The organism is Pseudonocardia aurantiaca, from assembly GCF_039526725.1.
Lineage (GTDB): Bacteria > Actinomycetota > Actinomycetes > Mycobacteriales > Pseudonocardiaceae > Pseudonocardia > Pseudonocardia aurantiaca.
Genome location: NZ_BAAAJG010000001.1, coordinates 187,421 through 212,708 on the forward strand (window position 1 = coordinate 187,421; position 25,288 = coordinate 212,708).

Sequence of the window (25,288 nt, forward strand, 5' to 3'; positions counted from 1 at the left end):
TAAGCTGGGGAGGTGGGTGACGACCGGACGAAGCAGTCGACGCAGGTGGGAGGGCGCTCACCCAAGGACACCTTCATCACCGTGTACGGGCGCAAGCCCGTGCTGGAGGCGCTCGACGACGGCGCGCTGCGCGTCGACAAGGTCGTGGTAGCCGAGGGCCTGCGGGGCGAGCCCGTTCAGGCCATCCTCGCGGCGGCCCGCGACCGTGGCGTGACTGTGCAGCGGGCCTCGGCGCACCGGGTGAAGGTGCTCGCCGGCAACGGGCGGCACGACCAGGGAGTGCTCGCCGACGTCGTCGCGCCGCGCATGGCGCCGGTCGCCGAGTTCCTCGACGGCCTCGCCCCCGGCGCACCATCGGCCGTGCTCGTGCTGGACCGGCTCACCAACCCCGCCAACGTCGGCATGATCCTGCGCAGCGCCACCGCCGCAGGGCTCGACGGGGTGCTGCTCCCCCGCCGCGGCCTGCCCGCGATCGACCCGCTCGTGGTGAAGGCGTCGGCAGGTGTCGCGTTCCGGGCGCCCGTCCTTCGGTCAGGCACGGTCGAGGAGGGCTGTTCCGCCCTCGCCGACGCCGGTTTCGCCCTGTTCGGCCTGGACGCGAGCGGCTCGTCGCTGATGGACGCCGACCTGCCACCACGCGTCGCGCTCGTGCTCGGCAACGAGACCGACGGGCTGACCGACTCGGTGCGCCCCCTGCTCGACGGCCTGCTGGCCATCCCGATGCACGGCGGTGTCGAGTCGCTGGGGGTGGCGAGCGCCGGAGCGGTGGCGGCGTTCGAGCTGTCCCGCCGCCGCCACCCGTGAGCCGGCCCGGACCCGCCCTAGGCTCGGGTCATGGTGCAGCGCCGGTTCCCCCGCCCGTCCGAGCTGAGGCCGCTGTTGCGGCCCGCGCCGTACGTCCGCGACTCCGACGAGCGGCGGCTGCTGCGCGCGGCGAGCATCGCCGACCTGCGCCGCATCGCCCGGCGCCGCACCCCGCGGGCGGTGTTCGACTACACCGACGGGGCCGCCGACGGCGAGCTGTCGCTCCACCGCGCCATGGATGCCTACGCACGCGTCGAGTTCACGCCCACCGTGCTGCGAGACGTCTCCGCCACCGACACGAGCCGGGAGATCCTCGGGAAGCGCGCGAACCTGCCCTTCGCGTTCGCCCCGACCGGCTTCACGCGGATGATGCACCACGAGGGCGAGCGGGCCGTCGCGTCCGTCGCGCAGCAGGTCGGCATCCCGTACACACTCTCGACGATGGGCACCACCACCATCGAGGAGGTCGCCGCGGCCGCGCCCGACGCGCGCCGGTGGTTTCAGCTCTACCTATGGCGTGACCGGGCCGTGGCCAAGGACCTCGTGCAGCGCGCGGCGGACGCCGGCTACGACACGCTCCTGCTCACCGTCGACACCCCGGTCGGCGGGGCGCGGTTGCGCGACGTCCGCAACGGGCTGACGATCCCGCCTGCGCTCTCGCTGCGCACGTTCGTGGACGGGGCGCGGCACCCGCACTGGTGGTTCAACCTGCTCACCACGGAGCCGCTGCGGTTCGCGAGCCTCGAATCGACCGACGGCACGGTCGCCGACATGGTCAACCGCGTCTTCGACCCCGCGCTCACGATGGACGATGTCGACTGGCTGCGCGGCGCATGGGCGGGGAAGCTCGTGATCAAGGGCGTGCAGAACGTCGACGACGCCGTGCGGGTCGTCGACGCCGGTGCCGACGCCGTGGTGCTGTCCAACCACGGCGGCCGCCAGCTCGACCGGGCGCCCGTTCCGCTGGAGCTGGTCGAGCCCACCGTGCAGGCCCTCGGCGACCGCGCCGAAGTGCTCGTCGACACCGGCATCACCCATGGCGCCGACGTCCTGGCCGCCGTCGCGCTCGGGGCGCGGGGGGCGTTGATCGGGCGCGCCTACCTGTACGGGCTGATGGCGGCCGGGCGCCTCGGCGTGGAGAAGGCGGTGACGATCCTCGCGGGCGAGATCGTGCGGACGCTGCAGCTCATCGGCGTGGGCAGCGTCGACGAGCTGCGGCCCGAGCACGTCCGGCTCCGCCCGAATGGATGACGGCGGGCTGGTGTGAGGCGCGCGGGACCGGGGACTCCGATGACATGGGTTTCATGGACAAAATCAAGCAAGCGCTGAACCAGCATGACGACAAGGTCGATCAGGGACTCGACAAGGCAGGTGAGGCGGCCAAGGGCCGGTTCGCCGGGCACGACGAGCAGATCGACCAGGGTGTCGACCGGCTGCAGGGGATGACCGGCGAGGGCGACACGACGGAGACGCTCGGCGGCGGGGACGCCGACGACAACAAGAACACCGAGACCGACGCCCGCCGGGACTGATCAGAGCTGATCAGGCGGTAGGCAGGTCGAGCAGGACCTCCAACTCGGAGACGGTGCCGTCGATCGTGCGGTGGCGCACGACGACCGCGCCCGCCAGCCGGGCGCCGCGCACGTTGCGGTCGGCGTCGTCCACGACGACACACTCCGCCACCGGCACCCCGAGCCGCTCCGCGACCCGCCGGTAGATCTCCGGGTCCGGCTTGCGCACGCCGAGCGCCGGCCCGAGCACCACGAGGTCGAACACCGCCCGGCACTCGTCCGGGACGGAGGGCGAGTCGGACACGAGCGCGGTGGCGACCCCGGCCCCGGCGGCGCGCCGGACCGCGTCCAGCACCTCAGGCCCCTCGGTGATCACCCCGGCGTAGTCCATCAGCAACCCACGCAGCGGCACCGGCGGGACGCTACTCCGCCCGCCGTTCGCCGGGGCCTGAGGAGCGCCCTCCTCGCCGAACGCCCGGATGACGGCCAGCAGGTACTCCGGGACGGCTCGCGCTGCCTCGGGTCCGGGTTCGGGCAGCCGGTCCCGCACGTCAGCCGCCACCGCGGCGGACGCCGCGCGCAGGAGCGCCCGCCCCCGAGGGGTGATCGTCGCGCACACCACGCGCCGGTCAGTGCCGTCGCGCTCCCGCCTCAACGCGCCCATCGCCTCGAGCCGGTCCATCACCGGTGTCAGCGTGGCGGGGCTGACGCCGACATGCGCGGCGAGGTCCCGCTGCGAGACCGCGCCACGGTCCACCACGGCGGCGAGGATGCGCACGGCGGTCGCACCGAGCCCCTCGACGGCGGCGGCGCGCTCGGTGGCCCGCTGCACCTCCCGGCCCGCCAGGACGAGCAGCCGCTCCAGAGCCGGGAACCCGGGTTCGACCAGGTGCAGGTGGGCCGGGTGGGTCATGGCAGCACCGTAGGCGAGAGCCCGCGACGCCGGTGCCCGTTCCGGACATTAACCCGGAATCGGCACGAACAGGCTGAACCGTACGAGGCCGTACGGGATGGCGGCGACCGTTTTCGTCGTGGCCCCAGCACGGGCGCCCGCATCGCACGGTCGGTACATGACGATCACGGCCCCGCACCCCGCCCCCCAACGCGCCCCGGAGCGCGCGCCCCGCCCGCGGTTGCGGCGGGTGAGCTACGAGCCGGAACCCGGCGCGGAGCCGACCGATTCGCTACCCACCGGGCAGCACACGAACTTCGGGCCACCGGCACTCGTGCCCGGTGCCCGCGAGCGGAGCGAAGCACACCACGAGATCCTGCGGATCCTGCTGACCGCGTTGGAGGTGCTGGACCGGCGCCGCCCGGCCGCCCAGCTCGCCGGCTGCTTCGCGCCCGCGCCGCTGCGCTGCTGGCAGGTGGCGGTCATGCGGCGGCGGCCCCGCTCGCCGGCGCGCCCCGGCCGCATGCTGCTGTGCATGCCCCGCTCCGGGGTGGCCGAGACGGCCCTGCCCTGCCACATGGACGGGCGCGTGCACGCGCTCGCCGCCCGGTTCGAGCACAGCGCCACCGGATGGCGGTGCACCGCCATCCGGATCGGCTGAGCAGAAGTGCGTCAGGGCTTGTGGGTCAGGGACGGGCCGCGGTGGGCGAGCCGTGGCACTGCTTGTACTTGCGCCCCGACCCGCACGGGCACGGCCGGTTGCGCGACGGCTGCGCGGCGCCGCTCACCGTGGCCTCACCGCGGCTGCCCTCGCCGCGAGGCGCGCCGCCGTTGCCCGACGAGCGCGTGCGGGTGGCCGTGCCGTCCTCCGCCGGGCCGCTGTAGCGCAGGTCCGTGGGACGGGTGCCGCGGAACGCCGACGGGAGGACCTCAGTGGTGGCCTCGGCGTCGACCGGCACGGGCGCCGGACCGCCCAGCGGACGCTGCTGGACCGGACGGCCGCGCTGAGGACCGGTCTGCTGCGGGGCGGGCGCCTGCCGGCCTGCGGCCACCGGCTGCGGGGCGCCCTGCTGGACCCCTCCCTGCTGACCCGCTGCCTGCTGAACCGCTGCCTGCTGGACCGCTGCCTGCTGGACCGCTCCCTGCTGGACCGCTCCCTGCTGCGCGGCCTCCTCGGGCTGCGGCGCGGCCTGCACGGCGGCGTTGAACAGGTAGCCGACCGTCTCCTCCTTGATGCCCTCCGACATCGCCTTGAACATGTCGAAGCCCTCGCGCTGGTACTCGATCAGCGGGTCGCGCTGGGCCATCGCCCGCAGGCCGATGCCGTCCTTGAGGTAGTCCATCTCGTAGAGGTGCTCGCGCCACTTGCGGTCGATCACCGTGAGCAACACCTGCCGCTCCAGCTCCCGCATGCCCCCGAGCGGGGCGATCAGGGCGTCGACCTCGGCCTCACGGCGGGCGTACGCCTCCTTCGCGTCGGCCAGGATCGCCTCGGCGAGCGAGTCCTTGGTGAAGTCGCCGTGCTCGTCCTCGGCGAGCTCCTCCCAGCTGATCCCGACCGGGTAGATGGAGCGCAGCGCCGTCCAGAGCTGCTCGAGGTCCCAGTCCTCGGAGTAGCCCTCCGCGGTGGCGCCCTCGACGTAGGCGCGGGTGACGTCCTCGAGCATGTGCGCGATCTGTTCCTCGATGTCCTCACCAGCGAGGACGCGGCGGCGCTCGTCGTAGATGACGGTGCGCTGCTTGTTGAGCACCTCGTCGTACTTGAGGACGTTCTTGCGGATCTCGAAGTTCTGCTGCTCGACCTGCGTCTGCGCGCTGCGGATGGCCTTGGTGACCATGCCCGCCTCGATCGGCACGTCGTCCGGCAGGTTGAAGCGGTTCATGATCGACTCGACGACCTGGCCGTTGAACCGGCGCATGAGCTCGTCGCCGAGGGACAGGTAGAACCGCGACTCGCCCTCGTCGCCCTGGCGGCCCGACCGGCCGCGCAGCTGGTTGTCGATGCGTCGCGACTCGTGGCGCTCGGTGCCGAGCACGTAGAGCCCGCCCGCGTTCTTGACCTCCTCGGCCTCCGCGGCGACCTGCTCGCGCATCGCGGCGACGACCCCGTCCCACGCGGCCTCGTACTCCTCGCGCCGCTCCACCGGGTCGAGGCCGCGGCGACGCAGCTCCAGGTCGGCGAGGAACTCGGTGTTGCCGCCGAGCATGATGTCGGTACCGCGACCGGCCATGTTGGTGGCCACCGTGACCGCGCCGGCGTGACCCGCCTGGGCGATGATCGCGGCCTCGCGCTCGTGGTGCTTCGCGTTGAGCACCTCGTGCGGCACCTGCAGCTGCACGAGCAGCTTGGACAGGTACTCCGACTTCTCGACGCTCGTGGTGCCCACCAGCACGGGCTGGCCCTTGCGGTGCTTCTCGGCGATGTCGCCGGCCACGGCCGCGAACTTCGCCTCCTCGGTCTTGTAGATCAGGTCCGGCTGGTCCACCCGCTGCATCGGCCGGTTGGTGGGGATCGACACCACACCCAGCTTGTAGATCTGGTGCAGCTCGGCCGCCTCAGTCTGGGCGGTACCGGTCATGCCCGAGAGCGTGTTGTAGAGGCGGAAGTAGTTCTGCAGCGTGATGGTGGCCAGGGTCTGGTTCTCGGCCTTGACCTCCACACCCTCCTTGGCCTCGATGGCCTGGTGCATGCCCTCGTTGTAGCGGCGCCCGGCCAGCACGCGGCCGGTGAACTCGTCGACGATCAGGACCTCGTCGCTGCGGACGATGTAGTCCTTGTCCTTCTTGAACAGCTCCTTGGCCTTGAGCGCGTTGTTCAGATAGCCGACGAGCGGGGTGTTGACCGCCTCATAGAGGTTGTCGATGCCGAGCTGGTCCTCGACCAACGCGACGCCCTCCTCGGTGACGCCGACCGTGCGCTTGCGCTCGTCGACCTCGTAGTGGAGGTCCTTCTCGAGCATCGGCGCCATGCGCGCGAACTCCTGGTACCAGCGGGCGCTCTGCTCCGCCGGGCCAGAGATGATCAGCGGCGTGCGCGCCTCATCGATGAGGATGGAGTCGGCCTCGTCGACGATCGCGAAGTTGTGCCCGCGCTGCACCATGTCGGCGGCCTTCCAGGCCATGTTGTCGCGCAGGTAGTCGAAGCCGAACTCGTTGTTCGTTCCGTAGGTGATGTCGGCGGCGTACTGCTCGCGGCGCACCGCGGGCGGCATCTCCGAGAGGATCACCCCGACCTTCAGGCCGAGGAAACGGTGGATGCGGCCCATGTTCTCCGAGTCGCGGCGGGCCAGGTAGTCGTTGGTGGTGACCACGTGCACGCCGTCGCCGGAGAGGGCGTTGAGGTAGGCGGGGAACACGGACGTGAGCGTCTTGCCCTCACCGGTCTTCATCTCGGCGATGTTGCCCAGGTGCAGCGCCATCCCACCCATGAGCTGCACGGGGAAGGCCCGCTGACCGAGGGTACGCACGGCCGCCTCGCGGACCACGGCGAACGCCTCGAACATCAGGACGTCGAGCGACTCGCCGGCCTCGTAGCGCTCACGGAACTCCTCGGTCTTGGCCCTCAGCTCCTCGTCGGCGAGGGCCTGCATCTCCGGCTCGAGCGCGTCGATGTCCTTGGCGTCACGCGCCAGCCGCTTCACCAGCTTGGTCTCGCCGGCGCGGAGCAGACGGTTCAGGAGCGGCACGGATGGACCTCATTCACCTCGCGGTCAGGACGCAGCCCGCGCACGCGCGGAGCTGCCCGGCCCAGGGTAGCGAAGCTATGGGCCGCCTCCTTAACAACGCCGGAAGGGCGGCACACGTTCCGGATACCGAGCGCATGCCACCCTTCCAGGCGAAACGGGAGTCAGGCCTCGAGCCGGATCATTCCGTAGTCGTAACCCTTGCGCCGATACACGACGCAGGGACGGCCCGAGTCGGCGTCGGCGAAGAGGTAGAAGTCGTGACCGACCAGCTCCATGCGCGACAACGCGTCGTCGACGCTCATCGGGGCGGCCGTGTGCACCTTGCGCCGGACGATCCGTCCGGGCGCCTGCTCGTCGGGCGGGAGGTACTCGTCGTGGCCGCGCGGACCGGGGACGTCGACGGTCTCGTCGACGGTCTCGTCGGCCGTCTGGTCGTCGGTCTCGTCGTCGCTGACAGAAGGCAGTTCATCGAGCACGGCGACGCCGCCGCCGGCGACGCCGCGGCCCACCAGCTCACGCGTCCGCTTGCCGTTGACCCGGCGGCGGTCGTGCGATCGGCGCAACCGCGCCTCCAGCTTGGCCACAGCCGCGTCCAGCGCTGCGTAGAAGTCCTGTGCGCAGGCCTCCGCTCTCGCGATCGGTCCGCACCCCCTACCCGTGATCTCGACCCGCTGACAGCTCTTGAGTTGGCGTCTGTTCGGCTCATGGAAGAGCTCGACCTCCATGCCGACGATCTTGTGGTCGTACCTCTCGAGACGGGCGAGCTTCTCGGCGACATGGACCCGGAAGTGTTCAGGCACTTCCACGTTCCGGCCGGTGACAACGATCTCCACGCAGACTTCCCTCGCTTTCGGCGTCGGGTTGTTGGCGTTCGCAGACGGCGGCGGGGACAGCAGGTCCCATCCCCGAGCGCTCGATCGGTGGATCCTCCTGATAGGGGGCGTCGGCGGATGCGGTGAACGGTAACGCGCATCACGGTTCGGCAACAGTCCCGGGAACAGATGCCCCCCTGGCTGGGTGAAAACGATGAACGGCGTCCCCGCCGACACCCATTTGCGGGTACGGTTCCGCGTCCTGTTCATGATCGTGACCTTGTGCCGGGGCACGTATCGGTGCCTTGGTCGCATCGCACAGCACCAGCGCCCCGTACGCCGCCACGCCGGCGGCGGCCAGCGCGTTCCGGCAGGCGGCGAGGGTCGCGCCGGTTGTGATCACGTCGTCGACGAGCACCACGACGGCGCCCTCCGGCGGTAGCCGCTCCCGCCGCACTCGCATCCGGCCCGCGAGGTTCGCGGCCCGCTGCCCGGCGTCGAGGCCGACGGAGTCGCGCACCCCGCCGGCGAGCGACAGGGGGCGAGCGACCCGCACATCGGGACGGGCGGCGGCCAGCAGGCGGCACAGCCTGAGCACGTGGTCGCCACCGCGGGCGCGCGCCGCGGCGCGCCGGGACGGGGCCGGCACCAGCCGGACGTCGGCTGCGGCCCCGCCCGCCGGCGGCGGCACCAGCCCGTCGAGCGCCACCGCGAGCAGGGTCGCGAGCGGTGCGGCGAGGTCGCGCCTGCCACGTTCCTTGTAGCGCAGCAGCGCGGATCGCAGCGGGCCCGTGTAGCGCCCGACCGCCAGCACCTCCGGCCCGCCCGGAAGCCATGGCGTGGACGACGGCCCGAGCCGCGTACGGCAGGCCGCGCACCACGGCGGGGACGGGGCGCCGCACGCCGCGCACTCCGCGGGCAGCACGAGATCGACGAGCGCGGCCAAGAGCTCCCGGAACCCCACCCGTCCAGCGTGCCCGCCCGCAGACACCGGGCGGGTGAGCGAGAGGCAAGCTGTCCACACCCCTTGACCGCCGCCCGGCTTCGCCGGGTCAGCCGGGATAGAACGGCACCCCGTCGGGCGCGCCGCCGATCACCTGGCGCCAGGCGGCTTGGTCGCCTCCCGCGAAACTCCAGACGCCCGACTGGTCGGTGACGAGGAGTGGCCGGTTGGCAGCCACGGCTATCGCGGTGAGCGGGGGGGTGAGGTTGTTGCCGAGTACCTGGGCCACGACCAGCCCGTCGACCGACACCTGACCGACCAGCAGGTCAGGCCCGCGGGTGATCGCGACGATGGACTCCGCCGACCGCCAGTCCGCCGCAACGACCTCACCGAGTTCGGCCGGGCGCAGCCTGCGGATGTTCCGGATCGCGACCTCGCCGTCGATGCTGCGGGCCACCGCGCCCGTGTAGAGCGACCCGCCGACGACAGCGGCCACCCGCATGCCGTCGCGGGACAGGCGCAGGTCGGCGATCGGGCCGAGCGCAGCCAGCTCGTCGGCGTTCACCTGGGCGGTGCGCGCGGATCCGGCGCCGTCGACGAGCACCCGTGCGACGACCGAGGAGTCGAGGACGGTCCACACCTCGGTGCCCGTGGGCGTCCACGAGGGCCTGCTCATGCTGTCCGCCGCGAGCGGTGCCGCCTCGACGCCGCCCTCCCCGCCGCCGCCGCTGATCAGCAGCCGCCGCTGGCCGCCCTGCCACGTGACGGCCGCGATCCGATGCCCGTCCCCGGTGGACGCCGCCGACTCCACGTCGAACGCGCCGTTCCCCATCGGGCCGGGCAGCGCCGAGCCGGGCTCGGCACCGGTGAGCTGGCGCACATGGCCGCCGGCGACGACCAGCCCCGGCACGTCGGCGCCCGCCTGCATCTCCGCGTAGAGGGAGGAGAAGTCCTCGCGTGTGAGATCCGGCCTGCCGGCGAGCAGCGGCTCGCCGTCGGCCAGCAGCCGCACCCGGGAGACGTTGACCTCTGCCAGGGAGAGCACGACCTGCGCGGCCAGCAGCGAGCGGGACTGCTCGTCGAGGTCGCCGAGCCGCGTGAGGTCGACGATCACCGCACCGTCGGTGCTGAACGTGACGTTCGAGCGCAGCTGCGCGCCCGGCGGGAGCTGCGAGACCGCCGCGCCCAGGAGCGCCCCCGATGGGCCGGCCAGGAGCAGCTCCACCACGCGCGCAGCCTGCGCCCTGGCCGGCACGCTCGGCACGTACCGCAGGTCGGCGACGACGAGCCTGCGCACCGGATCCACGAACCAGATGCGCACCGACCGGTAGTTGTCCCGGAAGATCGACATCGGGAGCACCACCCCGGCCGGGAGGCTCGAGATCCGCCACTGGCCGTCGCTGCGCTGCACCGTGACGTCCTGCTGGAAGACCGACTGGCCCGGCTCGAACGAGCCCGACGAGGTGACGCGCCCGATCGCGGTGCCGCGGATGCGGATCGTCGTCACGCCGGTGTTCGGGTCCTGCGCGCCGGGAGCGGGCACGGTGTCGAACTGCCCGTCGAGCACGGTCAGGTTCGCGGCGTCGTCCCACGCAGCGGCCTGCGCCGCGAGGAACCGTCGCGCGGCGCCGTGCTTCTCGGTGCTGCTGCCGGAGGCGAAGACGAAGTCCCGGACGAGGTCGAGCGGGTTGCTGCCGTCCACCGGGCCCGGCGGGAGCGGCGCGCCGTCGCCCTCGCTGACCTGACGCAGTACCTGCACGGGCGAGCTCAGCGGGACGTTCGCGCATCCCGCCACGCCCACCGTCGCGAGGAGCAGCGCGAGCGCCGACACCCAGCGGCGTGCGTTCACCGCCCGGCTCCCGAAGTGCCGGTGGGCGGAACGGTCACCATGGGCCACCCGACGGGCGGCGTGGGCACCGAGCCTGCGGACCCCGGGGCGGGCGCCGGTCGCTCCTCGGGGCCGAGCCGGAGCGGGCTCGACTCGACGAGCCCGCCGACGAACCGGGGCAGCGTCAGCCGGAACGCGGCGCCCTTCCCGATCTCGCCCCACGCCTGCAGCCAGCCGCCGTGCAGCCGGGCGTCCTCGATGGCGATCGAGAGCCCCAGCCCGCTGCCGCCGCTGCGCCGCGCGCGCGACTCCTCCGCCCGCCAGAACCGGTTGAAGACCAGCGCCGCCTCCCCCGGTCGGAGCCCGACGCCGTGGTCACGGACCAGTACCGCGACGGTCCGCTCGTCCTGCCCGAGCACCACCTGGACCGGGCGCCCCTCGCCGTGGTCGATGGCGTTGGCCACGAGGTTGCGGACGATCCGCTCGACCCGCCGCGGGTCGACCTCGGCGTAGACACCGGTCGGGAGGTCCAGCACGAGCGGGGTGCCGGTCTCGTCGGCGAACCCGCGCACGGCCTCGATGGCCCGCACGACCACCCCGTGCACGTCGACGCGCTCGGCACCCAGCTCGGCCACACCCGCGTCCAGCCTGCTGATCTCCAGCAGGTCACCGAGCAGCGCCTCGAACCGGTCGAGCTCGGTGACGAGCAGCTCGGAGCTGCGCCGCAGCGCGGGCAGCATCTCCTCGCGCGAGGCGTGCAGCACGTCCGCCGCCATCCGCACGGTGGTGAGCGGGGTGCGCAGCTCGTGGCTCACGTCCGAGGTGAACCGGCGCTGCAGCGCACCGAACTCCTCGAGCTGGCGGATCTGGCTCTGGATGCTGGTGGCCATCTCGTTGTAGGACTCCCCGAGGCGCGCCACCTCGTCCTCGCCCTGCACAGGCATCCGCTCGTCGAGGTGGCCGTCGGCGAACCGCTCCGCGATCTCGGCCGCCTGCCGGACCGGCCGCACCACCTGCCGCGTCACGATGCCCGCGATGCCGGCGAGCAGCAACAGCAGCACGAGCCCGCCGACGATCAGCGTGCTCTGCACCAGCCCGAGCGTGCGCTGCTCGGCTGTGAGCGGGAAGAGCAGGTAGAACTCCAGCTCGCCGTTGGCGGTGCGCACCGGCTGCCCGACGATCAGTGTGGGCACCTCGACGCCCTGCTCCGTCAGCGTGACGTACTTCCGGGAGAGCGTGCCCTGGGCGACCGTGTCCCGAAGGTCGGATGCCACGTCCTCCACGGGCCCTGCCGACACCTGGGCTCCGGTGTTGTCACGGCTCGTGGTGAGCACGGCGCGGAACTCACCGGCCGACGTCCCCGACTGGTCGGCGGCAGCGCTGGCGTTGGTGAGCCGGTCGAGGGCGTTGTTGATCTCGCCCTGGGCACCTTCGCGGTCCGGGTCGACGCCGGACAGGTCGCGCTCGAGGAGCACCGCACCCGCCTCGGTGCGAAGCAGCGCGTCGGTCTCCTTGCCCTCCACCACCCGCGACGCGATCTGCGTCTGCAGCACGAGGCCGAGAACCACGATGACGGTCGTCGAGAGCGCGAGCGTACTGATCACGACCCGCAGCTGCAGCGAGCGCCGCCAGACCGCGTTGAACGCGTCCACGAGCTCGACGGTGAGCTGGCGGACCTGCGCGACGCCGCGGCGCGCGTGCTCCGCCAGCGGGAACACGGTCATGGCGGGCAACACATCCGGGAGATCACGGCGGGCCGGCCTTGTACCCCACGCCGCGCACTGTCAGCACCACCTCGGGGTGCTCGGGGTCGCGCTCCACCTTGGACCGCAGGCGCTGCACGTGGACGTTCACGAGCCGGGTGTCGGCCGCGTGCCGGTAGCCCCACACCTGCTCCAGCAGCACCTCGCGGGTGAACACCTGCCGGGGCTTGCGGGCCAGCGCGACGAGCAGGTCGAACTCGAGCGGCGTGAGCGCGATCTGCTCCCCGCCCCGTTCCACCTGGTGCGCGGGCACGTCGATCGTGACGTCGCCGATCGAGAGCTGCTCGGCAGGCTCGGCCTCCGTGCGGCGGACCCGGGCCCGGATGCGGGCGATGAGCTCCTTCGGCTTGAACGGCTTCACCACGTAGTCGTCGGCGCCCGACTCGAGCCCGAGCACGATGTCGACGGTGTCGCTCTTGGCCGTGAGCATCACGATCGGCACACCCGACTCGGAGCGGATGGCCCGGCAGACGTCGATGCCGTTCATGCCGGGGAGCATCAGATCCAGCAGGACGACGTCGGGCCGCAGCTCGCGGACGGCGGGCAGCGCCCGGGTGCCGTCGGCCACGACTGCGGTGTCGAACCCCTCACCCCGCAGCACGATCGTCAGCATCTCGGCCAACGCCGGGTCGTCGTCGACCACCAGAACGCGCGACTTCATGCGCGCAGCATCCCACTGCTGACCTTCCGTGCGCCTCGGACCCGTTGGTTCGCCTTATCTGCGCGCGCGGATAAGGGTGGTCGATAGCCTCGTCTACCCGCGCAACCTTGCCGCGAGCGCACCGGCGTCGACGGCGTCCGTGCCGTCCACCACGCTCCACGGCGACAGCCAGGACGCGGCCGCGAGCTGCGCGTAGACCGCACCGGTGCGCTCCTGCAGGCCCGAGTCGGCCTCGAACGCGTCGCGGGCGCGGCCCGCCTCCGTCCGCTCCCGGTGCACGGCCCGCGCGGCGGCGACTGCGCGGGGCACGGCTACCAGGAGCTGGTGGTCGGGCACCGGGATGCCGAAGCGCTCCACCTCGAGCTCGCGGGTCCACCCCACGAACTCCCCGCCGACGTCCTCGTGCCTGCGCGCGGCCCCGTATGCGGCGTTCGAGGCGATGTACCGGTCCACCAGCACCACGTCGTGCGCCGCCGTCGCCGCCCGGAGGTCCGCGGCCGCGGCCCGGCGGTCCAGCGCGAAGAGCAGCGCCATGCCGTGCACCGACCCGGAAAGGTCGCCCAGCCGCCCGTAGAGCGCCTCGCGCGCCAGCTCCGCGTGCACGTCGGCGCCGTAGCGGGGGAACGCGAACCGGGCGACCGACGCGCCGGCCTCGGCGAGGGCCGCGCACAGCGCGTCGGACAGCGTGCGCTTGCCCGCGCCGTCCAGCCCTTCGATCGCGACCATGCGCCCCACGGCCCGGGAGCTTAGGCCTCCACCTGACGGCACCTCATGCCTTGCCCTCCGCGACCCGGTAGCTCAGATGGGTGGCGAGCGGCGTGGCCGTCGCAGCGGTCTGCTCCAGCTCGAACTGCTCGCCGACCGGGCGCTCGAACAGCCGCGTTCCGCTCCCGAGGAGCACCGGCACCACGTGCAGCCGGATCTCGTCGACCAACCCGGCCGCGAGGCACTGCTGCACGACGTCGGCGCCGCCGTTCACCACGACGTCCAACTCGCCCGCCGTCTCCCTCGCCAGCTCGACGGCGCGGCCGGTGCCTTCGGTGACGAACGTGAATGTCGTCGGGCCCTTGACCAGCACGTCGGCCGGGCGGCTGGTCACCACGAAGACCGGCATGCCGAATGCGCCGTCCGCACCCCACAGGCCGATGCCGACGTCGAACATGCGCCTGCCGATGACGACTGCGCCCGCGCCTGTGAACACCCGCTCGGCGGCGGCACGGTCCGCTTCCGTCGGGGTCTCGCCGTCGAACCCGAGCCAGCGGTGCAGACGCACGCCCGCGTTGCCGAACGGCCGCTCGACGCTCACGCCAGTGCCTGCCACGTACCCGTCGACGGACGGGCTCATCTCCACGACCACGTTGCCCACGTCAGGCTCCTTCCAGTCTCCTGGCGTGCAGACCGCCCGGCGGTCCGGAACTCATCGACGGCCACGCAAACGCCTGTCAGGCGATACTGCGCTCCAGGCGCGCTGCGACCTGCCGGTACCTGCTCACCGGAATCAGGTGCACCCCCGCGAACGCGCCACTGCGGCGGACCGCCTCGATCTGTGCGCAGGCGGCGTCGACACCGGCCTCCGGATCAGCTCGCACCCGCTCGACCAGCGCGTCCGGGATCTCGATGTCCGGGATCGTCGCCCGCAGCCGCTCGGCCATCCGGGCGCTGGCGAGCACCATCACCCCCGCGTGGACGGGCAGAGCGACCGGGTTCGCCTCGCGCCACCGCAGCAGCGCCTCCATCGAGTAGCTGACCTGCACGAACACGAAGTCAGCCGCCGACTTCCAGCGCGGGAGCGGCCGGTGCGGCGAGGCCGTTACGCCCACGCGGAACGGCCCGGTGCCGGCGAACTCGGGCCGGTCGGTGGCCGCGCGCGCCTCGTCGATCATCGCGCGGACGGTCAGCTCGCTCGTGCGGTCGCCCGCGGTGGGCTTGTCGCCGTGGACGAAGAGGAACTGGTCCACGCCGTACGCGGCGGCCGTGAGCAGGTCGCGCCGGAACCCGAGCAGGTTGCGGTCGCGCGAGTTCACGCAGGCGACGCTCCGGCCGCCCATCGCCTCCACCTCGTGGGCCACCGCGATGCTGGAGACGGTGGCCCGGCCGATGTGGTTGTCGGGGATGAGGAACGATTCGGCCACCGGGGTAAGCACCCCGATCTGGTGGCGGACGTGGCGCAGGTCAGGACGTGTGGGCGGCTCGATCTCGCAGATGAGGCGGAAGTCCGTCACGGTAACCGTCTGGTCCGTTCTTCGTCGTGGTCATGCGATGGCGCGGACCGTGCTCCACGTCGCCGCGAAGCCCGGGTGCAGGGGCAAGTTATCGAGGTCGTCCGCCGGGACCCAGCGCACCTCCAGCGTCTCCCCCGTCAGGCCGGTGGGCAGCTCGGCCTTGGCCGCCTGCGCGACGACGGTGGTGTAGGACCAGCCGCCGTGGTCGTCGACGTACGAGCCGGTGACGGTGTACGAGCCGGGCGCGACCCCGGCCTCCTCCCCGGCCTCGCGCTGGGCGGCCTCCTCGGCCGTTTCGCCGCGGTTGCGGGCCCCGCCGAGCAGCCCCCAGGTGCCGCCGTAGTGGCTCCAGACCGCGCGGTGCTGCAGGAGCACCAAGTCGCCGTGGCGCAGCAGCAGGCCGGCCGCGCCGAAGAGGCCCCAATGGCGGTGGCCGAGCGCGCACCGCGTCCAGCCGTCGCCGTCACCACGGTGAACAACCACTCCGCCACAGTAATGCCGCATCAGGGGAAGATCCCGCGGATCCGCGGGGCCGTCGAATGATCCCGGTTGCCCGAACTGTGCCTGACGTGCGGTTCTGTCGCACACCGCGCTCGTTCGCGAGGGTTAACGTCGAAAGGGGGGAGGAGCGCGGAGGAGCGAAGTGACCGAGTGGGACGGGCAGGGACTGCCGCCGGTGGCTGCAGCACGGGCGCGCCGGGCGGCAGCGGGCGGGCCGTGGACGTCCCTGCTCTCGGCACCGGCGGCGGCCGGTCTCCGGGTGGCCGGGTTCGAGCCCGTCGGCGAGGTGATGGGCTCGATCGTCCAGCAGATCGGCTGGACCGGGTACGGCGGCTGCGGCATCTACGGCAGCTACGGGGGCTACGCGCTCTGGGCCGCTCCGACGATCACTTCGTCAGCTCCGACGCGTTTCGCGGGCTTCGCTCCCTACGTCGACGCACTCCACCGCGGCTACGGCACGGCCATGAGCCGGATGACGCAGGAGGCCGCGGTGATCGGCGCCGACGGTGTCGTCGGGGTCGACCTCACGATGTCCCACCTCGACGCGGGCGCGCGGGAGTTCACCGCGCTGGGCACCGCCGTGCGGGCGCCGGGCGGCACGAGGCCGCGCCGCGTGTTCAGCACTCACCTGCCCGGGCAGGACGTCGCGAAACTCGTGGTGGCCGGGTGGATGCCGACCGACCTCGTCTACGGCATCTCGGTGGCCATCCGGCACGACGACTGGCAGACCCGCCGGGAGTCGTCATGGGGTGCGGGCAACACCGAGGTCTCCGGCTACACCGAGCTGATCACCCACACCCGCGCCGATGCCCGGCGACGCTTCGGCAAGCAGGTGCACGAGTCCGGTGCCGACGGCGCGATCGTGTCGTCGATGGACCTGCAGGCGTGGGAGATCGAGCCGAGCGACAACCACCGCGACCACATCGCCGAGGCGGTCGTCTTCGGCACTGCCCTGTTGCGCTTCCACACCGGCGCCGCGGCACCGACGCGGACGTTGACGTTCCTACCACTGCGCTGACCAGCTTGGAGAACCCGTGACCGCCGACCCGACAGAGATGCACGTCCCCGAGGACGCGATGCGCCGCCTCGCCGAGATGCGCCCCGGCCAGGCAACCAGCCTGTTCACCTCAGATTTGTCGGTGAACGAGTTCCTGCTCGTGCGGGAGGCCGGGTTCCGGCCGCTGGGGCTGGTACTCGGATCGAGCGTCTACCACATCGGCTTCCAGATGGGGCGGTGGAGCCAGAACCAGGAGCTCACCACGCTGTCACAGGCGATGTACCACGCTCGTGAGCTCGCCATGACCCGCATGGAGGCAGAGGCCGACCAGCTGGGCGCCGACGGGATCGTCGGGGTCCGGCTGGAGATCGAGTTCAAGGAGTTCGGGAACGACCTCGCCGAGTTCATCGCCGTCGGCACCGCGGTGAAGGCCGACGCGCCACGGACGCCGGAGGGGATGTCGTGGCGCAACAACCACGGCCAGCCCTTCACGTCCGACCTGTCCGGACAGGACTTCTGGACGCTCGTGCAGGCCGGATACGCGCCGCTGGGCATGGTGATGGGCACGTGCGTCTACCACATCGCCCACCAGCGGTTCTGGCAGGCGATGGGCAACGTCGGGCAGAACGTCGAGCTGCTGCAGTTCACGGAGGCGCTCTACGACGCCCGCGAACTAGCGATGAGCCGCATGCAGGCGGAGGCCGAGCAGCTACACGCCGAGGGGATCGTCGGGGTGCAGCTCCGCTCGCACGGGCACCGGTGGGGCGGGCACACCACAGAGTTCTTCGCCATCGGCACCGCCGTGCGGCCGCTGCGCCCCGACCACCGCATCCCGACCCCACAACTCGTGCTGCCACTCACGGATCGGTGAGCGCGCGATGACCGTCGAACCGAGCGGCCTCGGACCGCTGGGCGACATACAGCTGCTCGCCACCACGCTGCGCTCCGACCGTACCGACGTCGCCTCCTACGCGAGGCTGCTCTCCGGGGCGCTCGCGGGCGCGCTCCCGAGCGGGATGGTCGAGGTGGAGTACCGCCGTGGGCTGGCCGACCGGATGGCCGGGCGGGGCGGGCGCCCGGTGGCGGTTGTGGTGCACGGCGACGACCGACAGCTGGCGCTGCGCGAGGGCGCGCACGGTGACGTCGAGGCGGAGGTGCGCCGCGTCGTGCGGGACGTCGTGATCAGCCGCCGCACCGTCGGCCTGGAGCAGTGGCTGCAGGCCCTCGCCGAGGACCTCACCCGGGTCGCTGCCCGCCACGCCACCGCCCGTGCCGCGCTGGAGCGATTGCTCGCTGGCGGCGTCTGACCGCCCTGCATGCAGGCTCCGCAATGCAGACTCCGCAATGCAGGCTCCGCCGCCCGCGGCGGTGCACGGGCGGCGGGCCGGTCAGCGACTCAGTACCGGTAGTGCTCGGGCTTGAACGGGCCCTCGACGTCCACACCGATGTACTCGGCCTGGTCCTTGGTGAGCTTGGTCAGCTCCCCGCCCAGCGCCTGCACGTGGATCTTGGCGACCTTCTCGTCCAGGACCTTCGGCAGCCGGTAGACGTCCTTGTTGTACTCCTCGAACTTGGTGAACAGCTCGATCTGGGCGATCACCTGGTTGGAGAAGCTGTTCGACATCACGAACGACGGGTGCCCGGTGGCGTTGCCCAGGTTCATCAGGCGGCCCTCCGACAGCACGATGATCGAGTGGCCGTCCGGGAAGACCCACTCGTCGACCTGCGGCTTGATGTTGAGCTTGCGGATGCCCGGGTAACGGGCGAGGCCGGCCATGTCGATCTCGTTGTCGAAGTGGCCGACGTTGCCGATGATCGCCTGGTGCTTCGTGCGGGCCATCAGGTCCGCGCTGACGATGTCCTTGTTGCCCGTGGTGGTGATGATGACGTCGGCCTTGTCCACCACGTCCTCGAGGCGCGCGACCTGGTAGCCCTCGAGCAGCGCCTGGAGCGCGCAGATCGGGTCGACCTCGGTGACGATCACGCGGGCGCCCTGCCCGGAGAGCGCCTCGGCCGAGCCCTTGCCCACGTCGCCGAAACCGCAGACGAGGGCGACCTTGCCGCCGATCAGCACGTCCGTGGCCCGGTTGATGCCGTCGATCAGCGAGTGGCGGATGCCGTACTTGTTGTCGAACTTGCTCTTCGTGACCGAGTCGTTGACGTTGATCGCCGGGAACAGCAGCATGCCCTGCTCGGCGAGCTGGTAGAGCCGGTGCACGCCGGTGGTGGTCTCCTCGGTGACGCCGCGGATGTCGGACGCCACCGTGGTCCAGCGCTGCGGGTCCTCGGCGAGCGAGCGGCGCAGCGTCTCCAGGATGATCCGGTACTCGTCGGAGACCGTCAGATCCTCGTCCTCGACGGTCGGGACGACGCCGGTCTTCTCGTACTCGACGCCCTTGTGCACGAGCAGGGTGGCGTCACCGCCGTCGTCGAGGATCATGTTCGGGCCGACGACGTTGCCGTCAGCGTCGGTGAACTTGAACAGCTGCTCGGTGCACCACCAGTACTCCTCCAGCGTCTCGCCCTTCCAGGCGAACACCGGCACACCCTTGGGCTCCTCGGCCGTGCCGTTCGGGCCGATCACGGTGGCGGCAGCGGCGTGGTCCTGCGTGGAGAAGATGTTGCAGCTCACCCAGCGCACCTCGGCGCCGAGGCTGACGAGCGTCTCGATCAGCACCGCGGTCTGCACGGTCATGTGCAGCGAGCCTGCGATGCGGGCGCCGTGCAGGGGACGGGCCTCGGCGTACTCGCGCCGCAGCTCCATGAGACCGGGCATCTCGTGCTCGGCGAGGCGGATCTCCTTGCGGCCGAACTCGCCCAGGTCCAGGTCGGCGACGGCGAAGTCGAAGCCGCCTCGGGTCTGCAGCCGACCGTTCGGTCCGGTCGTGGTGTCGGCAGTGGCGGTCATGGGGTGGTAACGCCTCCTTGATGAGCTCGTCCGGGCGGCCACGCTTCTGGTTGCCGGAACCACGGACGGTGAGGGATCGACGCCCGTCGCGGCGCGCGACGGCCCGCCGAACGGGGCGAACACGAGAAGGGCACCGGCCGACGCGGAGCGTGGGCCGAGCGGGATGACGGTGTCATGTCCTGCCCTCCTCGTGCGAGGTGCAGGCGCCCTTACGTTCATGCAACGGCCAGGTGGTCGAGCGTGGCGGACTTCAGTCCGTCGCAGCGCCTCTCGACCCCGACTACACGGTTGCCCCACCAAGGATTCCGACCCTCGGCACGACTGTCAACTCGGCCGGCGCACCGGCACGTGCTGCTCGTCACACCCGCAACGCAGGGCCGCCGCCACCCCGTCACAGGGGTGACATCGCACTCGACGACAGGAACGACGATGGCCCTCCCCACCCCCGTCCTCCGCCTCATCGGCGGGCTGGCCGTGTCCACGGCGCTGCTCGGCGTCCTCCCCGGTCAAGCTCTCGCCGCGGCGCCCGCCCCGCCGACGCCTCCCCCCATCCGGCCGGACTCTGCCCCCGCCGCGACCCCTGTTCCCGCCCGGCCGGCCCCTGCCGCCAACCCGACCCCGTCCCCCACCGTTTTCGCGACGCCCGCACAGGTGCCGGGACCCGGCGTCCCGCAGGATCCGCAGGTCGTCCGCGTCCCCCAGGGCGCCCCGGCGACCGGCGGCGGCAGCACGGAGGGGCCGGACGCCGCGCTGGTCGCCATCGGCGCGATCGGGCTCGCCGGGGCCGCAGGTGCGGCCGGCGCGGCCGTCACGCGCCGCCGCCGGAACTCCGCAGCGGACTGAGATCAGCGGCGTGAGATCCCTGCCGGGCGCCCGGACCCTGCTCGCGCTCGCCGTCGTGCTGGCGCTGGCCGGGTCCGGGGCGCTGGCGCTCGCGGCGACGGGCGCACCCGGCCCGGGGCGCCTCACACCGCCCCCGACCATCCCGGTCGCGCCGCCGCAGGCCGGGCCCATCGTGCTGGCGCCTTCGCCCCCGGTCGCGCTCGACGTTCCGGCGATCGGGGTGCGCACCCCGCTGCTGACACTCGGCCTCAACGCGGACGGCACGGTCGAGGTGCCACCACTGGAGTCCGACGAGCCCGGTTGGTACGACGGCTCGCCGACCCCCGGCGAGATCGGGCCGGCGGTGATCCTCGGGCACGTCGACTCGCTGCGTTCCGGTCCGGCTGTGTTCTACGACCTCGCGGCGCTGCTGCCCGGCGACACGATCGGCGTGGCCCGCGCGGACGGGACCACGGTCACGTTCCGCGTCGACGAGGTGGCCCGGTACCCGAAACGCGCGTTCCCCACCGAGGCCGTGTACGGCGACCTCGACCATGCGGGCCTGCGCCTCATCACCTGCGGCGGCGCCTTCGACAGGTCCGCGGGCAGCTACGAGGACAACATCGTCGTCTACGCTTCGGCCGCATCCGCAGGAACCGCCCGATGAGAACCGCGGCCGAGCGCACCCCGCCGCCGTCCTTCGAGGCGTTCGTGCTGGTCCACGGCCCCGAACTGCTGGCCTTCGCACGGCGGCTCACCATGGACCACCACCGCGCCGAGGACATCGTTCAGGACGTCCTCGCCAGGGTCGGGCTGTCCTGGTCGCGCGTCTCCCACGCCAAGGACGTGCGTGCGTACGTCTTCAAGGCGGTGCTGAACGACTTTCTCTCGTGGCGGCGCAGGCTCTCGTCGCGGGAACGCCCCGCCGCTGACCCGCTGCCTGCGACCGGGAGCCCCGCACCCGGCGTCGAGGAGCGGGTTGTGCTGCGCGACGAGCTGCAGACCGTCCTCGCGCGGCTCACGCCCGTGCAGCGCGCCGTCGTCGTGCTGCGCTACCACCAGGACCTGCCCGACGCCGAGATCGCCCGGCTCATCGGCTGCCGCGAGGCCACAGTGCGATCACACGCCAAACGCGCGCTGGCGGCGCTTCGCGCCGGCGCGGACGTCCGGATCAGCGAAGGGAGCCTGCCGTGACCGACACCGAGGACTCGCTGCGGGCCTGCCTGCACGACCGCGCCCTCGACCAGGGCATCTCCGCACCGGAACTGCTCGCCGGCGTCCGGGAGCGCCACCGCACGTTGCACCGCAGGCGCGAGCGCCTCGCTATCGTGGCCGCCGCAGCCGCTGCCGTGCTGGTGGTCGGCGCAACGGCAGTGCTCACGGCCCCAGCACCGGAGGTGGCGCCGGCGCAGCAGCCCACGGTGGCCCCGGCTGCACCGAGTCCCGACCGCCCGGCGCAGACCCGCGCCCCCGACTCCGCACTCACCCCGCCGCCCTCCCCGCCGACCACCGCTCCGGTGCCCCGGCCGGGAGCCGCCCCCGTGCCGACCGCCGCGGTGCCGCCGCAGGTGGTGCCCCAGAACCCCGCGCCGGCGACCAAGGCAACGCCACCGCCCCAACGCCCCCTCTCCACACCGGCACCCGCGCGGTGACGCCCCCTGAACCCGCCAGCGACTCGCGCGCACTTTCCCAGCGACTCGCGGGTACCCGCCCGCGAGTTCTCAGCTGAGCAGGTGGTCCCGTAGCAGCGCCTCGGCCGCCGGCGTGCGGCCGCGGGCCGCGAGCAGCCCGGCGGGCGCCACCGCGAAATCGGCGTCCACGACGACCGGGACGTCCGCGAGGGCGGGCGCGAGCACCGGGTCGGCGCGCAGGGTCGCCACCACCGCGGCCAGCCCGCCCGACCGGTCGCGCTGGCGGAACACCCCGCCCGAGAGCACGACGAGCCCGACAGCCTTCCCCGCGTCGGCGTGCACGCGCAGGTGCCTGCGCACGGCGATCACGGTGGCGAGCGCGGCGATGCGGCGGTCCTCCGCGGCGCTCCCCGGGTCGCGCGGGACGTAGCCGACCTCGCTCGCCATCCGCGCCACGGTAGGGCCGAGCAGGTCGGCCTCCACCGGGTCGACGATGCCCTCGGCCTGCCCCTCGACGAGCACCCCGCACGCCGCGGCGCGCACGCCGAGGTCGCCCTCCACGGTGCGGCGCGCCTCGGATCCGGCCGCCGAATGGACGTCGGTGGTGGCGCACCCGACGTCCACGAGCAGCACCCGCGCGTCACAGATCCGGGCGAGCTCGGTGGCGGCGTGACCGACGGCGTCGGGCGTCACGACCCGCACGAGCTTGCGGAACCGCGGCGCGACCGTGGGGCCGCGGCCTCCGATGGCGTGGCGCCGGTACAGCTGCGCGAGGGCCTCCCGTGCCGGACCCGGCACGACCTCCCCACGCCGGGGCAGCACGTTGTCGCAGGCCAGCACGCGGCGCCCGGTGGCGCGCAGCAGCGCGAGCGCGTCCTCGCGAGCCGCGGCGTTGCCGGCGAGGAGGATCGGGTGCCGGATGCGGGCCCTGGCGAGCCGGCCCGCGTTGTGCAGCAACGCGGACGGGTCGTCGCCGTCGGCCCCGCCCATCAGCAGGACGACTCCCGGGCGCGCGCTGCGCAGCTGCCGGACGTCAGAGATCTCCAGTGGCCCGGCGTGTACGTGGACGACGTGTGCACCCGCAGAGGTCGCCACCCGATGCCCCGCCTCCGTGGCCACCAGCCGCTCCGACCCGACGACCGCCAGGCGGAGCCCGCCACCCGCCGATGAGCACGCGAGCAGCTCGGGCTCGTCTCCCGACCGTGCGGCCGCCGACACCGCGCGCACGGCCGCGTCCATGCCGGTGAGCACGTCGCCGGTGGTGGTGGGGTGCTCGGCGAAACCGCCGAGCGCGCCGTCGGGGTGGACGAGAACGGCCTTCGTCCAGGTCGACCCCACATCGAGGCAGACCGCGGCGGCCTCGTCGGCGGGGGTCATGGCGACCGAGCCTAACCGCTGGTGAGCCGAAAGGCCTGTACCCGAACGGCGCTCTCCCACTCTGATGGTCAAGACACCCGTCCGGAGGTAACTTCCGCAGTGACCCACGGCATAGATCGCTCTGGAGGGCCCATGCTCGGATTGATGCAGGACCGGCCACTGGCACTGCCCCACGTCTTCCACCGGGCCGAGCAGTACTTCGGGCACAAGCCACTGGTCACCGCCGAGGTCGACGGGGAGCGCACCACCACGATCGCGGAGTGGGCCGAGCGGGTGCGCCGGCTCGCGACCGTGCTCGACACCCTCGACGTCAGCGCGGACGGCCGCGTCGGGACGTTCGGCTGGAACACCGCGCGCCACCTGGAGCTGTACATGGCGGCCCCGTGCAGCGGTCGCGTGCTGCACACGCTCAACATCCGGCTGTTCCCCGAGCAGCTCGTCTACATCGCGAACCACGCCGAGGACGAGGTCGTGTTCGTCGACCGGTCGCTGCTTCCGCTGCTGTGGCCGCTGGTGGACAGGTTCGAGACGGTCCGCCACTACGTGGTCATCGACGACGGCGCCGACGTACCGGTGCCCGACGACCCGCGTGTGCACGACTACGAGGCACTGCTCGCGGCGGCGACCCCGTTCGCGGGCGACTTCGTCGTCGCGGACGAGAACACGGCCGCCGCGATGTGCTACACGTCGGGCACCACCGGCAACCCGAAGGGTGTGGTCTACAGCCACCGCTCCGCGGTGCTCCACGCGCTGATCACGCTCATCGCCGACGGCGCAGCGCTCTCCGAGCACGACGTCGTGATGCCCGTCGTGCCGATGTTCCACGCCAACGCCTGGGGCCTCCCCTACGGTTGCCTGCTCGCCGGGTCGAGCATCGTGTTCCCCGGTCCCAACATGACTCCGCAGGCGGTCGCACGCCTCCTGGAGCGCCACCGCGTCACGGTCACCGGCGGGGTGCCGACGATCTGGATGGGGATGCTGCCGCTGCTCGCCGACCACGATCTCACTCCGCTGCGAACAATCCTCTGCGGCGGCTCCGCCGTGCCGAGGGCGCTCTCCGAGTCCTACCGGGAGGCGATCGGCGTGCCGATGCTGCACGCCTGGGGCATGACCGAGACCAGCCCGATCGCCACCATGTCGGTCCTGCGCAGCCACCACGCCGAGCTGGCCGAGGCCGAGCGCGCCGACCTGCGCGCCCGCCAGGGCCAGCCGGTACCGCTCGTCGACCTCCGGCTGGTCGACCCGGGCACCGGCGAGATCCAGCCGTGGGACGACGTGACCAGCGGCGAGATCCAGGCGGCCGGGCCGTGGATCGCGGCCGAGTACTACCGAGGCGAGGGTGGCGGCGCGCAGTTCACCGAGGACGGATGGCTGCGCACCGGGGACGTCGCCGCGGTCGACCGGTACGGTTCCGTCCGCCTCGTCGACCGGACGAAGGACCTGATCAAGTCGGGCGGCGAGTGGATCGGCTCGGTCGAGCTGGAGAACGAGATCATGGCCCACCCCAAGGTGGCAGAGGCCGCGGTCATCGCCATCCCGCACGAGAAGTGGGTCGAGCGGCCACTGGCGTGCGTGGTCGTCAAACCGGGTGAGACGCTCACCGCGGAGGAGGTCATCGCTCACCTTGAGCCACGGGTCGCGAAGTGGTGGCTCCCCGATGCGGTGGAGTTCATCGACGAGGTGCCGAAGACCAGCGTGGGGAAGTTCTCCAAGAAGACCCTGCGTGAGAAGTTCGGTGGCTACCAGGTGCCCGGGCAGACGCCGGTCACCTAGACGCTCCCGCAGCGCTCCGCGACTGCACCACCGACGACCATCAGACCGCTCACTCCGTGGCCGGGGGACCCCGAGCTCGCCGCGCTGCGGATCGCCTACCGCGACATCGCGACGATCAGCGCGTCGCCGGAGGAGGAGGACTCGTGGCGGCCGACGC

The 25,288-nt window shown here is 72.4% G+C and carries 25 protein-coding genes; 12 read left to right on the forward strand and 13 right to left on the reverse strand.

Annotated elements, in window-relative coordinates:
- Window positions 1-12: 12 nt before the first annotated feature.
- The 3 genes from ABD143_RS00810 to ABD143_RS00820 are packed head-to-tail and all read left to right on the forward strand — an operon-like array spanning window position 13 to window position 2,336.
- Window positions 13-804, forward strand: a complete 792-nt coding sequence (locus ABD143_RS00810; RefSeq protein ID WP_343969630.1) for a TrmH family RNA methyltransferase — start codon at window positions 13-15, stop codon at window positions 802-804.
- Window positions 805-834: 30 nt separating this feature from the next.
- The gene (locus tag ABD143_RS00815) at window positions 835-2,055 is read left to right on the forward strand and encodes an alpha-hydroxy acid oxidase (RefSeq protein WP_343969632.1); all 1,221 of its coding nucleotides are present in this window, start codon (window positions 835-837) and stop codon (window positions 2,053-2,055) included.
- A gap of 53 nt (window positions 2,056-2,108) precedes the next feature.
- Window positions 2,109-2,336, forward strand: a complete 228-nt coding sequence (locus ABD143_RS00820; protein ID WP_343969635.1) for an antitoxin — start codon at window positions 2,109-2,111, stop codon at window positions 2,334-2,336.
- A 10-nt stretch (window positions 2,337-2,346) separates the two neighbouring features.
- On the opposite strand, the gene ABD143_RS00825 is transcribed toward ABD143_RS00820, so the two are convergent.
- Complete coding sequence (locus tag ABD143_RS00825; protein ID WP_343969638.1) at window positions 2,347-3,228, reverse strand: HAD-IA family hydrolase; 882 nt, start codon at window positions 3,226-3,228, stop codon at window positions 2,347-2,349.
- 157 nt (window positions 3,229-3,385) lie between these two features.
- Between ABD143_RS00825 and ABD143_RS00830 the strand changes: the two genes are divergently transcribed.
- Window positions 3,386-3,868: an Rv3235 family protein gene (locus tag ABD143_RS00830; RefSeq protein WP_343969641.1), complete on the forward strand. Its 483-nt coding sequence runs from the start codon at window positions 3,386-3,388 to the stop codon at window positions 3,866-3,868.
- Window positions 3,869-3,893: 25 nt separating this feature from the next.
- Here ABD143_RS00830 and secA read toward each other — a convergent pair whose 3' ends face one another.
- The 10 genes from secA to ABD143_RS00880 form a co-directional block, all read right to left on the reverse strand.
- On the reverse strand, window positions 3,894-6,893 hold the full coding sequence (secA, locus tag ABD143_RS00835; protein ID WP_343969643.1) for a preprotein translocase subunit SecA: 3,000 nt from the start codon (window positions 6,891-6,893) through the stop codon (window positions 3,894-3,896).
- A gap of 161 nt (window positions 6,894-7,054) precedes the next feature.
- Complete coding sequence (hpf, locus tag ABD143_RS00840) at window positions 7,055-7,726, reverse strand: ribosome hibernation-promoting factor, HPF/YfiA family (protein ID WP_343969646.1); 672 nt, start codon at window positions 7,724-7,726, stop codon at window positions 7,055-7,057.
- A gap of 139 nt (window positions 7,727-7,865) precedes the next feature.
- Complete coding sequence (locus tag ABD143_RS00845) at window positions 7,866-8,669, reverse strand: ComF family protein (protein WP_343969649.1); 804 nt, start codon at window positions 8,667-8,669, stop codon at window positions 7,866-7,868.
- 88 nt (window positions 8,670-8,757) lie between these two features.
- Entirely contained in the window at window positions 8,758-10,497 is a 1,740-nt protein-coding gene (locus ABD143_RS00850) for an LpqB family beta-propeller domain-containing protein (RefSeq protein ID WP_343969652.1), read from the reverse strand.
- Window positions 10,494-12,200 (reverse strand): MtrAB system histidine kinase MtrB, encoded by a 1,707-nt coding sequence (gene mtrB / locus ABD143_RS00855; protein WP_343969655.1) that lies wholly within the window; start codon window positions 12,198-12,200, stop codon window positions 10,494-10,496. Before mtrB ends, ABD143_RS00850 begins: the two co-directional genes overlap by 4 nt.
- 22 nt (window positions 12,201-12,222) lie before the next feature.
- Entirely contained in the window at window positions 12,223-12,900 is a 678-nt protein-coding gene (gene mtrA / locus ABD143_RS00860) for an MtrAB system response regulator MtrA (protein ID WP_343969658.1), read from the reverse strand.
- Window positions 12,901-12,993: 93 nt separating this feature from the next.
- Window positions 12,994-13,635, reverse strand: coding sequence for a dTMP kinase (locus ABD143_RS00865; protein WP_343969663.1), 642 nt, complete (start codon window positions 13,633-13,635; stop codon window positions 12,994-12,996).
- Window positions 13,636-13,669: 34 nt separating this feature from the next.
- On the reverse strand, window positions 13,670-14,266 hold the full coding sequence (locus ABD143_RS00870; protein WP_343969666.1) for a dihydrofolate reductase family protein: 597 nt from the start codon (window positions 14,264-14,266) through the stop codon (window positions 13,670-13,672).
- A 76-nt stretch (window positions 14,267-14,342) separates the two neighbouring features.
- On the reverse strand, window positions 14,343-15,122 hold the full coding sequence (locus tag ABD143_RS00875) for a methylenetetrahydrofolate reductase (protein WP_343969669.1): 780 nt from the start codon (window positions 15,120-15,122) through the stop codon (window positions 14,343-14,345).
- 30 nt (window positions 15,123-15,152) lie between these two features.
- Complete coding sequence (locus tag ABD143_RS00880; RefSeq protein ID WP_343969672.1) at window positions 15,153-15,605, reverse strand: NUDIX hydrolase; 453 nt, start codon at window positions 15,603-15,605, stop codon at window positions 15,153-15,155.
- Window positions 15,606-15,765: 160 nt separating this feature from the next.
- Here ABD143_RS00880 and ABD143_RS00885 point away from each other — a divergent pair, with 160 nt between their 5' ends.
- Genes ABD143_RS00885 through ABD143_RS00895 form a run of 3 tightly spaced genes read left to right on the forward strand, consistent with a single transcriptional unit; the run spans window position 15,766 to window position 17,927 of the window.
- Window positions 15,766-16,641, forward strand: coding sequence for a heavy metal-binding domain-containing protein (locus ABD143_RS00885; RefSeq protein ID WP_343969675.1), 876 nt, complete (start codon window positions 15,766-15,768; stop codon window positions 16,639-16,641).
- Between the two features lie 16 nt (window positions 16,642-16,657).
- The gene (locus ABD143_RS00890; protein WP_343969677.1) at window positions 16,658-17,491 is read left to right on the forward strand and encodes a heavy metal-binding domain-containing protein; all 834 of its coding nucleotides are present in this window, start codon (window positions 16,658-16,660) and stop codon (window positions 17,489-17,491) included.
- Between the two features lie 7 nt (window positions 17,492-17,498).
- Window positions 17,499-17,927, forward strand: coding sequence for a hypothetical protein (locus ABD143_RS00895; protein ID WP_343969679.1), 429 nt, complete (start codon window positions 17,499-17,501; stop codon window positions 17,925-17,927).
- A gap of 89 nt (window positions 17,928-18,016) precedes the next feature.
- Here the strand turns inward: ABD143_RS00895 and ahcY are convergent, their stop codons facing one another.
- Window positions 18,017-19,528 carry an adenosylhomocysteinase gene (gene ahcY / locus ABD143_RS00900; RefSeq protein ID WP_343969682.1) on the reverse strand — a complete coding sequence of 504 codons (1,512 nt, stop codon included), beginning with the start codon at window positions 19,526-19,528 and terminating at the stop codon, window positions 18,017-18,019.
- A 429-nt stretch (window positions 19,529-19,957) separates the two neighbouring features.
- Here ahcY and ABD143_RS00905 point away from each other — a divergent pair, with 429 nt between their 5' ends.
- The 4 genes from ABD143_RS00905 to ABD143_RS00920 are packed head-to-tail and all read left to right on the forward strand — an operon-like array spanning window position 19,958 to window position 22,002.
- The gene (locus ABD143_RS00905) at window positions 19,958-20,371 is read left to right on the forward strand and encodes a hypothetical protein (protein WP_343969685.1); all 414 of its coding nucleotides are present in this window, start codon (window positions 19,958-19,960) and stop codon (window positions 20,369-20,371) included.
- A gap of 10 nt (window positions 20,372-20,381) precedes the next feature.
- Complete coding sequence (locus ABD143_RS00910) at window positions 20,382-21,017, forward strand: class F sortase (RefSeq protein ID WP_343969689.1); 636 nt, start codon at window positions 20,382-20,384, stop codon at window positions 21,015-21,017.
- The gene (locus ABD143_RS00915; RefSeq protein ID WP_343969692.1) at window positions 21,014-21,544 is read left to right on the forward strand and encodes an RNA polymerase sigma factor; all 531 of its coding nucleotides are present in this window, start codon (window positions 21,014-21,016) and stop codon (window positions 21,542-21,544) included. The genes ABD143_RS00910 and ABD143_RS00915 overlap by 4 nt, the downstream gene beginning before the upstream one ends.
- Window positions 21,541-22,002, forward strand: coding sequence for a hypothetical protein (locus ABD143_RS00920; RefSeq protein ID WP_343969695.1), 462 nt, complete (start codon window positions 21,541-21,543; stop codon window positions 22,000-22,002). The genes ABD143_RS00915 and ABD143_RS00920 overlap by 4 nt, the downstream gene beginning before the upstream one ends.
- A gap of 69 nt (window positions 22,003-22,071) precedes the next feature.
- Here ABD143_RS00920 and ABD143_RS00925 read toward each other — a convergent pair whose 3' ends face one another.
- Window positions 22,072-23,358 (reverse strand): glutamate mutase L, encoded by a 1,287-nt coding sequence (locus ABD143_RS00925; protein WP_343969698.1) that lies wholly within the window; start codon window positions 23,356-23,358, stop codon window positions 22,072-22,074.
- A gap of 144 nt (window positions 23,359-23,502) precedes the next feature.
- On the opposite strand from ABD143_RS00925, the gene ABD143_RS00930 reads away from it, so the two are divergent.
- The gene (locus tag ABD143_RS00930) at window positions 23,503-25,131 is read left to right on the forward strand and encodes a long-chain fatty acid--CoA ligase (RefSeq protein ID WP_343969700.1); all 1,629 of its coding nucleotides are present in this window, start codon (window positions 23,503-23,505) and stop codon (window positions 25,129-25,131) included.
- Window positions 25,132-25,288 lie beyond the last annotated feature (157 nt).